Consider the following 13,719-nt stretch of genomic DNA (forward strand, 5'->3'; position numbering starts at 1 on the left):
TGTAGGCCCTGGGACAGGAGCGGAGCCTGCGGAGCGACCAGAAGACGCTACATTTCCACTCACACAAAGGGTTCTATTTTCTACTGAAGCGGCCGGGGCCGGCCTGGTCACGCGGCTTGATGATGATCTGATCGAGGTTCACGTGCGACGGACGTGATGCCACGAACCCGATGATCTCGGCGATGTCCCTGGCGACGAGCGGCGTGATGCCCTGATATACGGCGTCGGCCTTGTCCTCGTCTCCGTCGAAACGGACGAGCGAGAATTCGGTTTCCACGGCTCCCGGCGCGATCTCCGTGAGCCGAACCGGCTGCCCGAGCAGCTCGCCGCGCAGCGTGCGATGCAGGACGGCCTGTGCGTGCTTGGCGGAGGTGTATCCCGAGCCGTTGTCGTACGCCTCGAAGGCGGCCACCGACGTGATGGTGACCACAAGTCCGTCGCCCGACTCGATGAGTTTCGGAAGCAATGCCTTGGTGACACGCAGGGTGCCGAGGACGTTCGTCTCCCACATCCAGCGCCAGTCGTCGAGATCGGCATCGATGACCGGTGCCAGTCCCTTCGCGCCTCCCGCGTTGTTGATCAACACGTGAACACGGGGGATCACCGCGGTGAACGCGGCCACCGAATCTTCGTCGGTGACGTCGAGTTGCAGTGCAGTCCCACCGATTTCGGATGCCAGCTTCTCGAGTCGATCGACGCGACGCGCACCGACGACGACGTGGTAGCCCTGCTCGGCGAGTTGGCGTGCGGTTGCCTCACCGATGCCGGAACTTGCGCCGGTGACTACGGCGATGCGGGCGTCGGACGGGATTTGTTCTGACAATGTCATGGCAGAAATTCTAGACTCCGGTCAGGCGCGGCCGGTACGCAGCGGAAATCTTGCCCGTATTGGTGATCGGGCGGGGAAGTGCTACTTTTGCGTTCATGTCCGCCAGCCACACTCCTGCACTGCGCGTCACGTACGTGACCGCTGCTCTGGGTTCCCGGCTGCCGCTCCCTCGTGAACTGTGTTGTCGCAGCTTCTAGGCCTGTAGCTTTCTCGGGATCGCTTCTCGATTCTCGGCCGTATCGGCCGTTCTGCAGGCGTCGCTCGCTCGACTTTCTCCTTCTCCAGCACCTGTGTCACCCACGTTTCAAGTGGGTCTACTGCCGAGGACGAACCACAGTGTCACTTGCAACTTTGCCGGTATCTTCCACTTCCGTGAACCTTCGAGGGTCACGGCCCACCTCTCTGTCCCGTGTAGCGGGACGGGCCCGAGTTCAGGTCGTTGCACCCGACCTGCGCATCGCCGACAGTCCCGCCGCATCGGTGCTTCGCGTAGCCTCCGCCGACGGTCCGCTTTCCCGTGATATTGCCGCTCGCGCAACAGGATTGAGTATCGCTACGGTCAACCGTCAGGTCTCCGCCCTGCTCGGCGTCGGGTTGCTTCGCGAACGCGCCGATCTGACGGCCTCCGGTGCGATCGGCCGCCCACGCGTGCCGTTCGAGGTCAACCACGAGCCCTTCGCCACCATCGGAATCCACATCGGTGCCATCGTCACCGGCATCGTCGTCAGCGACCTGCGTGGTCGCATCCTCGGTGCCGTCGAGATCCCGACGCCGGGCGGCCCCGCCTCCGAAGCGTTGTCCGTGATCACCCGCAGCGCAGGCGCTTTCGCGGCGCGCTGGCACCGTCGAACTCCGCTCTGGGTGGGTGTCGCCCTCGGCGGTCGAGTCGACGGTGCGTCGGGCACGGTGGATCATCCCCGCCTCGGCTGGGAGAACGCCCAGGTCGGCGCCATCGTCGGTGGCGGTCTGGGGTTGCCCGTCTCCGTGTCCGGTCACGTCGAGGCGATGGCGGGCTCCGAACTGCTCCTGACGCCGGCGCGGGCGGACACGACGACGACCGGTACCAGCCTGTACTTCTATGCACGCGAGACCGCGGGAATCGCGTTGACGATCGACGGCCGGGTGCACACGCCCTCCACCGGACCCGGGTCGATCGCTCACCTGCCCACCGGATCGAACGTGCTGTGCCAGTGCGGAAACCGCGGATGCCTCGAAGCGACCGTGAGCGACCGCGCGGTGCTGGCCATCGCCGTCGAGCGTGGGGTTCTCCCGGCAGGATCGGGCGTCGCCGCGCTGTACCAGGCCGCACACGACGGCTCGGCGGCGGCGCAGCAGATCCTCGTCGAACGTGCGAAGGTGCTCGGTCGGACGGTCGGACTCCTGCGGGATCTGTTCAACCCCGATCGGGTGGTCCTCGGCGGACAGGCGTTCACCGAGTACGCCGCGGGTATTCCGTACGTCGCCGAGGCATTCGGCCAGACGTCGACGCTGCCGCGCAAGGACATTCGAATCTCCGGTTTCGGAAACAAGGTGCAGGAATTCGCTGCGGCCGTGGTGTCCCTCAGCTCGGTCTACTCCGATCCGCTCGCGTCGATGCGCCGGGCCGCCGCGTAACTCGCGCTCCGAGCAGTCGGGAAGTCGGGCAGTCGGGCACCCGGGCATGATGGGGGCATGACTGGATCGGTACGCCACGCCACGAGCCGAATCGACACCACGACGGCAGGCACGAACATCGTCTATCGAGTGAGCGGCGACGAGTCGCACCGCCCGCTCGTCCTGCTGCACGGGTGGGCGCAGTCGTCCGCGTGCTGGGGTGACCGGGTGTTGACGACGCTGGCGGAGTCGTACCGGGTGATCGCGGTCGACCTGCGGGGCCACGGTTACTCGGACGCGCCGAACACGGGGTACGGCGAATCGGCCAACTGGGCGGCAGACGTGCACGCGGTACTGACTGCCGAGGGAATCGAGCAGGACGCGGTTCTGCTCGGCTGGTCCTACGGCGGCCTGGTCATCTGCGACTACCTGGCCGCACACGGGACAGGGGCGGTCGCGGGCATCGTGCTCGTCGGCGCGATCACCAGCATCGGCAGGGGGGAAGCCGGTGGTCGAGTCGGCAGCGCGATGCGCGCGGCGATCCCGGACGCGATGTCGGAGGAGCCGCGGGTGGCCATCAAGGCGCTCGGCAGCTTCGGTCGTGCACTGACAGGACCGATCGAGGGCGAAGCCCTGAAGGGGCCGATCGAGGGCAAAGGCGCGCAGGCTCAGGCCCTGTTCGGGGCGACGCTGTCCACGCTGCCCCGCGTCCGAGCAGCGCTGTTCGATCGGGCTGTCTCGCACGACGACCTGCTTGCGGGCCTCGACGTACCCGCGCTGGTCCTCCACGGCACCGCGGACACCGTCGTCGACATCTCCGCTGGTGAGCATGCTGCGTCGCTGATTCCGGCGGCAACCGCCTCGTTCTGGGAGGGTGTCGACCACGGCCCGTTCGTCGCCGATCCCGACCGGTTTCTGGCCGAGGTGACGGCCTTCGTCCAGGGTCTGTGAACCCACCCGGCGCGGGAGAGTGCAAACTGGTGTGGTGAGTGGTCGCCAGTTGAATCGGGTTGCAGTGTTGTCGTTGCATACCTCGCCGTTGGCGCAGCCGGGCATGGGGGATGCGGGCGGAATGAACGTCTACGTGCTCCAGAGCGCCAAGGAGCTGGCGAAACGGGGCGTCGAGGTGGAGATCTTCACCCGGGCGACGTCGTCGGCGGACAAGCCTCTCGAGGAAGCGGCGCCGGGCGTTCTGGTGCGCAACATCGTGGCAGGGCCGTTCGAGGGGCTCGACAAACAGGACCTCCCGACGCAGCTGTGCGCGTTCGCGGCAGGAGTCCTTCGTGAAGAGGCCCGGCACGACGCCGGCTACTACGATCTGGTCCATTCGCACTACTGGTTGTCCGGCCAGGTCGGATGGTTGGCCCGTGATCGTTGGGGTGTGCCGCTGGTCCACACGGCCCACACACTCGCCGCCGTCAAGAACGCGTCGTTGGCAGCGGGGGATTCCCCGGAACCGGCCGCGCGGCAGATCGGCGAGCAACAGGTGGTCGCCGAGGCGGACAGGCTCATCGCCAACACCGGCGAGGAAGCGAAGCAGCTGATCGAGATCTACCACGCATCGCCTCGATCGATCGACGTCGTCGCCCCCGGCGCCGACCTCGGCCGGTACCGGCCCGGTGACAAAGCCGCTGCGCGAGCCGAATTCGGTATCGATCCGTCGGAAACCGTGGTCGCCTTCGTCGGCCGGATCCAACCGCTCAAGGCCCCGGACGTGTTGTTGCGCGCCGCAGCGGAACTGGTGGCCGCTCGGCCGAGCCTTCCGCTGCGGGTGCTCGTGGTCGGAGGGCCGTCCGGCAGCGGCCTCGACCGCCCCGACAGCTTGATCGAACTCGCTGCAGAACTGGGTATTTCGACGCGAGTGACGTTCCTGCCGCCGCAGCCCTCCGAGAAACTCGTCCAGGTCTACCGTGCCGCCGACGTCGTGGCGGTGCCGAGCTACAACGAATCGTTCGGACTCGTCGCGATCGAAGCTCAGGCCAGCGGAACCCCGGTGATCGCAGCGGACGTCGGCGGGCTCGGGGTCGCCGTGCGGTCCGGGGAGACGGGCGTGCTCGTGCAGGGGCACCGGACCACGGAGTGGGCGCGAGCCCTCGGCGCAATGCTCGCGGATCGAGATGGCCTGGCGCACATGGCGTCCGCGGCCCCGATCCACGCTGCGAACTTCTCGTGGGAACACACCGCGGAAGGCCTGCTGGACAGTTATCGTGCAGCACAGTTCCACTTCGACCGTCACGAGGCCCCGAGCGAGTTCTCGCCGCGGCGCGTGCGCGGACTGTCGAAGCTACGAAGGGCGGGGGCAACGGCATGAGCGAGCTGATCGAGCTGATCGATTCGGTACTGAGCGAACGCGAGCTCGAGTACCAACGCAAGGGGGACAACGCGTTCGTCGTCGAACTGCCGGGCGAGCGGAAGCTGAAGACGACCACGATCCTCACCGTCGGGCACCACGGCGTACGGATAGAGGCGTTCGTCTGCCGTAAACCGGACGAGAACTTCGAGGGCGTCTACAAATACCTGTTGCGCCGAAATCGACGGCTCTACGGAGTGCACTACACCCTGGACAAGGTAGGAGACATCTACCTCGTCGGACGGTTGTCCACCCATGCGGTGACGGGGGAGGAAATCGACCGAATACTCGGCCAGGTGCTCGAAGCCGCCGACGGAGATTTCAACGTTCTGCTCGAACTCGGCTTCGCCGAATCGATCAAACGCGAGTGGGCCTGGCGTGTGTCCCGGGGCGAGTCGTTGGCGAACTTGAAGGCCTTCGAACACCTGGTTACACCGTCGAAACTCGACAACTGATCGGACGTAACCGAGGGTTCGTACGCTTCGGTGCATGACCAGGCCAGAGGACGCCACGCCGCCGGTGCTACAGATGTTCGGGTACGGCATGCAACACATCCTCTCGATGTTCGGCGGCGTCATCGCAGTGCCGATCATCGTCGGCGGCGCGGCGGGGCTATCCGGTACCGACCAGGCGCTGCTCATCTCCTGCGCTTTGTTCGTCAGCGGTGTCGCGACGGTGCTGCAGACGGTCGGCGTGCCGTTCTTCGGTTCGCAACTGCCACTGGTGCAGGGTATTTCGTTCGCCGCCGTCTCCACCATGCTGACTATCATCGTCGGGGCGGAGAACGGCGAGACCGGCCTGCGAACCGTGCTGGGCTCGGTGATCGTCGCCGCGCTGATCGGCCTCGCCGTCGCACCGTTCTTCTCGAAAGTGGTGAAGTTCTTTCCGCCCATCGTCACCGGATCGATCATCACGGTCATCGGACTGTCGCTGATGCCCGTCGCGGCCCGGTGGATCACCGGGCAGGAAATGGTCGGCGGCGCACCGAATCCGGAGTACCTCGACGTCGGCAACATCGGATTGGCGATGTTCACTCTGCTCGTGGTGCTGATCCTGACGAAGACCCCCACGGTGTCGCGGCTGTCGATTCTGCTGGGACTTCTCGTGGGCACGATCGCCGCATTCGTCTTCGGGAAAACAGATTTCGACGGTGTCGGCGATGCGGACATCGTGGCACTGCCGACACCGTTCGCATTCGGCAGTCCCATCTTCGCCGTGGGCGCCATCATCTCGATGACCATCGTGATTCTGGTGATCATGGTCGAGACCACGGCCGACATCCTCGCCGTCGGTGAGGTCGTGGGCACCGACGTCGACACCCGGCGCGTCGGCGACGGTCTCCGCGCGGACATGCTGTCCTCGGCGATCGCTCCGGTCTTCAACTCGTTCCCCGCCACCGCGTTCGCGCAGAACGTGGGGCTCGTCGCGATGTCCGGAGTGAAGAGTCGATTCGTCGTTGCCGTGGGCGGTGGAGTGCTTGCGCTGCTGGGTCTTTCGCCGATTCTCGCCGCGGTAGTCGGTGTGATTCCGCTTCCCGTTCTCGGCGGGGCGGGCATCGCACTGTTCGGGACCGTCGCGGCCAGTGGCATCCGCACACTCGGCAGGGTGAACTACGACAACAACAACAATCTCGTCATCGTCGCGGTGACACTTGCCTTCGGGCTGATTCCCGTTGTGGCGGGCGACTTCTGGGACGAGTTCCCGGACTGGTTCGTCACTGTGTTCCACTCCGGCATCAGCGCCGCGAGTATCGTCGCGGTGGTACTCAATCTCTTCTTCAACGTCTTCCGACCCGGCACGCCCGAGGACCCCTCGATCGTCGCTGCGGGCCCCGCCGTCATGGTGCGCGACGACGAAGCCGACGTCCCGAGAGACCGTGACGGGAGCAGCGTCGACGGCCGGAAACCGAACCCGCGGGACCCGGAGGCGTAAGGCGCGAAATCATGCGGGTAACCCGAGCGAGTAGTAGCGTCCGCAATCAGACAAACTAGCCACACACCGATCGCGTGTTCACGAGACCCGCGAACACGCAGCAGCGCCACCGTGCTGCACCGAACACTGGAGGAAGTTTTGACCGTCGTTCCCCGCTCACACACCCGCAGACTGGTATTCGGGGGAGTCGCGTCGCTCGGTGCGGTCGCACTCGTCGCTGGATGTGGCTCCGCCCCCGAGGACAGTGGATCGGATTCCGGTGGTACAGCAGCAGGCGACTTCAAGCCCTGCATGGTGTCCGACGCAGGTGGCTTCGACGACAAGTCGTTCAACCAGCTCAGCTTCGAGGGGTTGACCAACGCCTCCGAAGAGCTCGGTGTCGAGCCCATCACCGTCGAATCGGCGTCGCCGACGGACTACAACCCCAACCTGAACAACCTGATCGACCAGGGATGTTCGCTGATCCTGACCGTCGGATTCGACCTCGCCGACGCCACCAAGGCCGCCGCCGAAGCGAACACCGACATCGACTTCGCCATCATCGACGATTCCAGCATCGACCTGCCGAACGTCAAACCGCTGACCTACGACGCGGCCCAGGGCGGATTCCTCGCCGGCTACGCCGCTGCGAGCTTCTCCAAGACCGGTGTCGTCGGTACTTTCGGTGGCTCACAACTGCCTACCGTCACCATCTTCATGGACGGATTCGCCGACGGCGTCAACTACTTCAACGAGCAGAAGAACGGCAACGTTCGCGTCATCGGCTGGGACGTCCCGGCCCAGAACGGCTCGTTCACCGGCGGTTTCGAAGCCAACGCCGTCGCCAAGAACACCGCTCAAGGCCTCATCGACCAGAACGCGGACGTCATCTTCCCCGTCGGTGGACCGATCTACCAGAGCGCGGCACAGGCAATCCGTGATTCCTCGCGCCCCATCGCTCTGATCGGTGCCGACGCGGACGTCTACGTGTCCGACCCGTCCGTCGGCGACCTGCTCCTCACGTCGGTCACCAAGGGCCTGCAGACCAGCGTCGACGAAATCGTCGCCTCCTCGGGTGACGGATCGTTCGACAACGCACCCTACGTCGGCACGCTCGAGAACGACGGTGTCGGCATCGCACCGTTCCACGACTTCGAGTCCCAGGTGGACCCGGCACTGCAGGGCGAACTCGACACGATCAAGGCAGGCATCATCGACGGTTCGATCACCGTCGAGTCCCCGTCCTCGCCCAAGTGACGTGAAACTAGAACTGCTGTGAAACTTGAACTGCTGTGAAACTCGAACTGCTGTGAAACTCGAACTACAGGGCATCACGAAGAGGTTCGGCTCGCTCGTCGCGAACGATTCCATCGACCTCGTCGTCGAGCCGGGAGAGATCGTGTGCCTGCTCGGCGAGAACGGGGCAGGCAAGTCGACGCTGATGAACGTTCTCAGCGGCCTGTATCGCGCCGAGGAAGGCAAGATTCTGCTCGACGGCGTCGAGCAGAATTTCGCCGGCCCCGGTGAGGCCATGAGCGCCGGAATCGGTATGGTGCACCAGCACTTCATGCTGATTCCGGTCTTCACCGTCGCCGAGAACATCATCCTCGGGCACGAGACAACCAAATCCGGAGGCAGACTGGATCTCGCCGCCGCCCGGAAGCTGGTGCGGGAGATTTCGTCGCGCTTCGGTTTCGACCTCGACCCTGACGCCAGGATCGACGACCTCCCCGTCGGCGTTCAGCAGCGCGTGGAGATCATCAAGGCGCTCAGCCGTGACGCCAAGGTGTTGGTGTTCGACGAGCCGACGGCTGTGCTCACGCCGCAGGAAACCGACGACCTGATGCGCATCATGCGTGAGTTGGCCGAATCCGGCACGGCCATCGTGTTCATCACCCACAAGCTTCGCGAAGTGCGTGAAGTGGCGGACCGCATCACCGTCATCCGGCTCGGCAAAGTCGTCGGCGAAGCGGAACCGACGGCAAGCAACGCCGAACTGGCTGCCCTTATGGTCGGACGCGATGTGCAGCTCACGGTGTCGAAGGAACCGGCGACGCCCGGGGATGCCGCGCTGGTCGTGAGAAATCTGACGGTCTTCGACGGAGCCGGTCAGAAGGTCGTCGACGATGTCAGCCTCGAGGTCCACCGAGGCGAGATCCTCGCCGTCGCCGGTGTGCAGGGCAACGGGCAGAGCGAATTCGTCGAGGCCCTCCTGGGAGCGCGCGAGCAGATCCGCGGTGAGATCGAGCTCGACGGTCGCTCTCTCGTCGGCGCATCCGTGCACGACGTGCTCGGCGCAGGTGTCGGCTTCGTGCCCGAGGACCGCACGGTCTACGGACTCGTCGGCGAGTTCTCGATCGCGGAGAACCTCATGCTGGACAGGTCGACGGGGGAGCCGTTCGTTCGTCGCGGCGCCATCCGACGCGAGTATCTGGACACGTTCGCCGCCGAGAAGGTCGAGGAGTTCGACGTCCGAACTCCGGGAATCGACACACGCGTCGGGCGGCTGTCCGGCGGTAATCAGCAGAAGGTCGTGCTCGCTCGCGAACTGAGCCGAGACCTCCGGCTGTTCGTCGCGTCGCAGCCGACACGAGGTATCGACGTCGGCTCGATCGAGTTCGTGCACAAGCGGATCGTCGCGACTCGGGACTCCGGTGTGCCGGTGATCGTCGTCTCCAGCGAACTCGACGAAGTCGCGGCGCTCGCCGATCGAATTGCAGTCATGTACCGCGGGACCATCGTCGGCATCGTGCCTGCTGACACGTCCCGCGAAGTTCTAGGTGTGATGATGGGTGGAGAGAAGCATGGCTGAAACGCCTGCACCGTCGCGGTCCCATGTGGTTCTGCGGCAGATATTCACCGGAAGCGCGATCATTTCCGTGCTCGCCGTGTTCATGGCGGTGATCGTCGGAGCAGTGCTGATCGCCGTCACCGACGATCAGGTGCAGGAGACCGCCGGATACTTCTTCTCGCGGCCGTCGGACATGCTGGTGGCGGTCTGGGACGCAGTGTCGGGGGCGTATTCGTCCCTGTTCCAGGGGTCGGTGTACAACTTTCGGCGACCCGGATTCGAGAACGGCATCCGGCCGCTCATGGAGACACTGACCTTCGCGACGCCGTTGATCGTCGCCGGTCTCGGTGTGGCACTTGCCTTCCGGGTCGGGATGTTCAACATCGGTGGCCGCGGCCAGATGCTCATCGCCGCGGCGTGCGCCGGGTGGGTCGGTTTCTCGCTGCAGCTCCCGGCGGGGATTCACCTGATCCTGGCGATCCTCGCGGGTGTCGTCGGCGGCGCGGTGTGGGGCGGTATCGCCGGAGTGCTCAAGGCGCGCACCGGTGCCCACGAAGTCATCGTCACGATCATGCTCAACTACGTCGCGTTCTACCTCGTCGCATATCTGTTGCGCACACCGGGCGCACTGCAAGCCCCCGGGCAGAACAACCCCAAGACCGCAGCGATGGAATCGACGGCGGTCTTCCCGAAGCTGTTCGGTGACCGCTATTCCCTGCATCTCGGTTTCGTCCTCGTCGTCGTGGTGACCGTCGCGGTCTGGTGGCTTCTCGAACGATCATCGTTGGGATTCCGCTTCCGCGCCGTCGGCGAGAACCCGCATGCGTCGAAGATCGCGGGCATCGATGTCAATCGGATGTACCTGTACGCGATGGTGATGTCCGGCGCCCTGGTCGGCTTGGCAGGTGTCGCCCAGGTTCTGGGCACGGTCACCACCGGTTTCGGCGCGGACATCGACGCAGGCATCGGATTCGACGCCATCACCGTGGCCCTGCTCGGCCGATCCAAACCGTGGGGAGTGTTCTTCGCGGGCATACTGTTCGGTGCCTTCAAAGCCGGTGGATTCGCGATGCAGGCGGCCGAGGGCATCCCCATCGACATCGTTCTCGTCGTGCAATCGGTCATCGTCCTGTTCATCGCAGCGCCTCCGCTGGTGCGAGCTGTCTTCCGATTACCGCCACCGGGAGCCGAGACCGCGGCCCGCGCCGACACCGCGAAGGTGGGAGCACTGTGACCACCCTCGACACGGCGCCGGAGGTACTGACGCCGAAGCGAAGCTGGAAGGTACCGGGCGTCCTCGGTGCAGCGACTCTGCTCGGGCTGATCCTGTTCGTCCTGCGTGGCAAATCCGGTACGACCACCTTCGGCCTCGCCAGCGAGAACGACTTCTTTGCGCTCCCGGCAGTGGGAGTCCCGACCGGGGCGACCGGAATTCTCGTTGTCGCGGCATTGGCTGCGATTCTCGCGTTCTCCGTGTGGAACGTACTGCGCCACAGGACAACGCCGCTGTGGCTCCTCGCAGTGTTCGCAGTGCTGTTCGTACTCGGGTTCCTGACGTGGGCCGCCGCCGGAGCAACCGTGCCCGTGCCCGGACTGCTCATCGGCGCCGTCGCACTCAGCACACCACTGATCTTCGGCGCGATGGGCGGCGTCATCTCCGAACGCGTCGGCGTCATCAACATCGCCATCGAAGGCCAGCTTCTGTCCGGCGCCTTCGTCAGCGCCGTCGTCGCGTCGATCACCGGATCCGCCTACGTGGCTTTGCTCGCCGCATTGCTGGCCGGAGCGTTGACCGCGGCACTGCTGGCGATGTTCTCCATCAAGTACTTCGTCAACCAGGTCATCGTCGGCGTCGTACTGAACGTTCTGGTCGTGGGACTGACGAGCTTCCTGTACTCGGTCGTGCTCACGAAGAATCCCGAGACCCTCAACTCCCCGCCGCGGTTCGGGCGCATCGAGATTCCGGTGCTGTCCCAGATCCCCGTGATCGGCCCCGTGCTGTTCCGCCAGACCCTGATCGTCTACATGATGTACTTCGTCGTCGCGCTGGTGTGGTTCGGTCTGTTCCACACCAAGTGGGGTCTGCGTCTGCGCGCCGTCGGTGAACACCCGCAGGCTGCGGACACCGTCGGTATCAACGTCGCGCGTACGCGCTTCTGGAACGTCTGCCTCGCCGGAGCCATCGCCGGCCTGGGCGGTGCGTACTTCACCCTCGGATCGGTCGGCGCATTCGGTAAGGAAATGACCGCAGGCGCCGGTTACATCGCCTTGGCCGCAGTCATTTTCGGCCGATGGGACCCGATACGCGCAACGCTGGCGGCCCTGCTGTTCGGCTTCGCGTCGAACCTGCAGAACGTGCTCGGCATCATCGGCTCGCCCGTTCCGAGCGAGTTCATGCTGATGCTCCCGTACGTGGTCACGATCTTCGCGGTCGCCGGCCTCGTCGGTCACGTGCGTGGTCCCGCCGCTGCCGGTAAGCCGTACGTGAAGTCCTGACTCGCCAGTAGGTCACCTGTCGGTTGTGACCGCGTTCACTGTAGGGTTTCGGACATATTGCCGTAAGCGTGTTCGAAGGAGAGTCATGAGCTTCAACAGCCCCTTTCCCGACGTAGAGATACCGAACCTGAGTGTCTACGACTACCTCTTCGGTTCCATCACGGACGCCGACCTCGAGAAGCCCGCCCTCATCGACGGCGCCTCGGGGGATGTCACGACGTACCAGGCTCTCATCGGCCAGATCAACGGCATCGCAGGAGCACTCGCCGCGCGCGGGCTAGAGGTGGGCGACGTCGTCGGCCTGCATTCGCCCAACGTGCCCGCGTTCGCCGCGGTCCTCCACGGCATCCTGCGCGCAGGCGGCACCGCGACCACGATCAACGCGCTGTACACCGCCGAGGACATCGCCAAGCAGCTCACCGGGTCCGGCGCGAAGTTCCTGTTCACCGTCTCGCCGCTGTACCCGCAGGCCAAGGCCGCCGCGGAGAAAGTCGGTATCGACGACGACCACGTCATCGTTCTCGACGGCGCCGAAGGCCACCCGAATCTGCGCGACCTGCTGACCCAGGGCGCGCCCGCCCCCGACGTGACGTTCGATCCCGCAACCCAGGTCGCCGTGCTTCCGTACTCGTCCGGAACGACCGGTGTGCCGAAGGGCGTCATTCTCACGCACCGCAACCTCGTCGCCAACGTCGCACAGATGGAACCCCGCGTCGGCATCGACACCGACGACGCGATCCTCGCGCTGCTGCCGTTCTTCCACATCTACGGCCTGACAGTGCTTCTCAACATCGCCCTGAAACTGCGTGCACGACTGGTCACCATGCCCAAGTTCGACCTCGTCGAATTCCTGCGCATCATCCAGGACAACAAGCTGACCTACCTCTTCATCGCACCCCCCGTCGCCGTTGCACTCGCCAAGCACCCCTTGGTGGACCAGTACGACCTCTCCAGCGTGCACACCATCTTCTCCGGCGCAGCCCCGCTCGACGAAGAACTCGGCAAGGCCGTCGCGGCTCGGCTGAACACGCGCATCCGTCAGGGCTACGGCATGAGCGAGCTCAGCCCGGTCAGCCACGCAATCCCGTTCGACCGCGACGACATGCCGCTCAGCTCCGTCGGCCTCCCGCTGGCCAACACCGTCAACAAGCTCGTCGACCCCGAGACCCTCGAGGAAATCGACATTCCGGCAGAAGGACGGTCCAAGCCGGGCGAACTGTGGGTCAAGGGGCCGAACGTCATGGCCGGCTACCTCAACAACCCGACCGCTACCGCAGAGACCCTCGACGACGACGGCTACCTGCACACCGGAGACATCGCAGTCGTCGACTCCGAGGGCGTCGTCTACATCGTGGACAGGCTCAAGGAACTCATCAAGTACAAGGGTTACCAGGTTCCGCCCGCCGAGCTCGAAGCTCTGCTGCTCACCCACCCCGAAATCGCCGACGCCGCCGTCATCGGTGTACTCGACGACGAGGGCGAGGAAGTGCCGAAGGCCTTCGTCGTGTTGCAGGCAGATGCGTCGATCGACGAGGACGGCGTCATCGCCTTCGTCGCCGAGCGCGTCTCACCGCACAAGAAGGTCCGCAAGGTCCAGTTCATCGACACGGTTCCGAAGTCCGCTGCGGGCAAGATCCTGCGCAAGGACCTCAGGGCCGCGGAAGCAGCACAGTAGGACCTCCGGGAGTGGTGTGACAATCACGTGCTCAGCAGTCGGATTCCCGCCTGCGTAGGACGGAACTGTCACAC

At 65.1% G+C, this 13,719-nt stretch carries 11 protein-coding genes; 10 read left to right on the top strand and 1 reads right to left on the bottom strand.

The annotated features are described in order from the left end of the window. Positions 1-73: 73 nt before the first annotated feature. Positions 74-829 (bottom strand): SDR family NAD(P)-dependent oxidoreductase, encoded by a 756-nt coding sequence (locus CH292_RS07600; protein ID WP_020112540.1) that lies wholly within the window; start codon positions 827-829, stop codon positions 74-76. Positions 830-1,201: 372 nt separating this feature from the next. Here CH292_RS07600 and CH292_RS07605 point away from each other — a divergent pair, with 372 nt between their 5' ends. The 10 genes from CH292_RS07605 (at position 1,202) to CH292_RS07650 (ending at position 13,645) form a co-directional block, all read left to right on the top strand. Next, the gene (locus tag CH292_RS07605; RefSeq protein WP_230594291.1) at positions 1,202-2,443 is read left to right on the top strand and encodes an ROK family transcriptional regulator; all 1,242 of its coding nucleotides are present in this window, start codon (positions 1,202-1,204) and stop codon (positions 2,441-2,443) included. Between the two features lie 57 nt (positions 2,444-2,500). Beyond that, entirely contained in the window at positions 2,501-3,373 is an 873-nt protein-coding gene (locus CH292_RS07610; RefSeq protein ID WP_094654433.1) for an alpha/beta fold hydrolase, read from the top strand. A 31-nt stretch (positions 3,374-3,404) separates the two neighbouring features. Then, entirely contained in the window at positions 3,405-4,733 is a 1,329-nt protein-coding gene (mshA, locus tag CH292_RS07615) for a D-inositol-3-phosphate glycosyltransferase (RefSeq protein WP_026348044.1), read from the top strand. After that, entirely contained in the window at positions 4,730-5,227 is a 498-nt protein-coding gene (locus CH292_RS07620) for a YbjN domain-containing protein (RefSeq protein WP_019666534.1), read from the top strand. Before mshA ends, CH292_RS07620 begins: the two co-directional genes overlap by 4 nt. Positions 5,228-5,261: 34 nt before the next feature. Beyond that, a complete protein-coding gene (locus CH292_RS07625) occupies positions 5,262-6,704 on the top strand; it encodes a nucleobase:cation symporter-2 family protein (RefSeq protein WP_094654434.1) in 1,443 nt (480 codons plus the stop codon). Positions 6,705-6,842: 138 nt separating this feature from the next. After that, complete coding sequence (locus tag CH292_RS07630) at positions 6,843-7,940, top strand: BMP family protein (RefSeq protein WP_026348043.1); 1,098 nt, start codon at positions 6,843-6,845, stop codon at positions 7,938-7,940. 52 nt (positions 7,941-7,992) lie between these two features. Next, a complete protein-coding gene (locus CH292_RS07635) occupies positions 7,993-9,495 on the top strand; it encodes an ABC transporter ATP-binding protein (RefSeq protein WP_094654435.1) in 1,503 nt (500 codons plus the stop codon). Further along, positions 9,488-10,708, top strand: coding sequence for an ABC transporter permease (locus CH292_RS07640; RefSeq protein WP_230595781.1), 1,221 nt, complete (start codon positions 9,488-9,490; stop codon positions 10,706-10,708). Before CH292_RS07635 ends, CH292_RS07640 begins: the two co-directional genes overlap by 8 nt. Continuing rightward, on the top strand, positions 10,705-11,970 hold the full coding sequence (locus CH292_RS07645) for an ABC transporter permease (protein WP_019666529.1): 1,266 nt from the start codon (positions 10,705-10,707) through the stop codon (positions 11,968-11,970). Before CH292_RS07640 ends, CH292_RS07645 begins: the two co-directional genes overlap by 4 nt. Before the next feature lie 85 nt (positions 11,971-12,055). Next, complete coding sequence (locus CH292_RS07650) at positions 12,056-13,645, top strand: AMP-binding protein (RefSeq protein ID WP_037143680.1); 1,590 nt, start codon at positions 12,056-12,058, stop codon at positions 13,643-13,645. The last annotated feature ends 74 nt before the right edge of the window (positions 13,646-13,719 follow it).

This window comes from Rhodococcus sp. 14-2470-1a (assembly GCF_002259425.1).
In the GTDB taxonomy this organism is placed as follows: domain Bacteria; phylum Actinomycetota; class Actinomycetes; order Mycobacteriales; family Mycobacteriaceae; genus Rhodococcoides; species Rhodococcoides fascians_E.

What these genes read in the sequence shown, in the direction of transcription:
- CH292_RS07640 (WP_230595781.1), top strand. Translation starts at nt 9,488, where the DNA reads ATGGCTGAAACGCCTGCACCGTCGCGGTCCCATGTGGTTCTGCGGCAG.
- CH292_RS07650 (WP_037143680.1), top strand. Translation starts at nt 12,056, where the DNA reads ATGAGCTTCAACAGCCCCTTTCCCGACGTAGAGATACCGAACCTGAGT.
- CH292_RS07625 (WP_094654434.1), top strand. Translation starts at nt 5,262, where the DNA reads ATGACCAGGCCAGAGGACGCCACGCCGCCGGTGCTACAGATGTTCGGG.
- CH292_RS07610 (WP_094654433.1), top strand. Translation starts at nt 2,501, where the DNA reads ATGACTGGATCGGTACGCCACGCCACGAGCCGAATCGACACCACGACG.
- CH292_RS07620 (WP_019666534.1), top strand. Translation starts at nt 4,730, where the DNA reads ATGAGCGAGCTGATCGAGCTGATCGATTCGGTACTGAGCGAACGCGAG.
- CH292_RS07600 (WP_020112540.1), bottom strand. Translation starts at nt 829, where the DNA reads ATGACATTGTCAGAACAAATCCCGTCCGACGCCCGCATCGCCGTAGTC.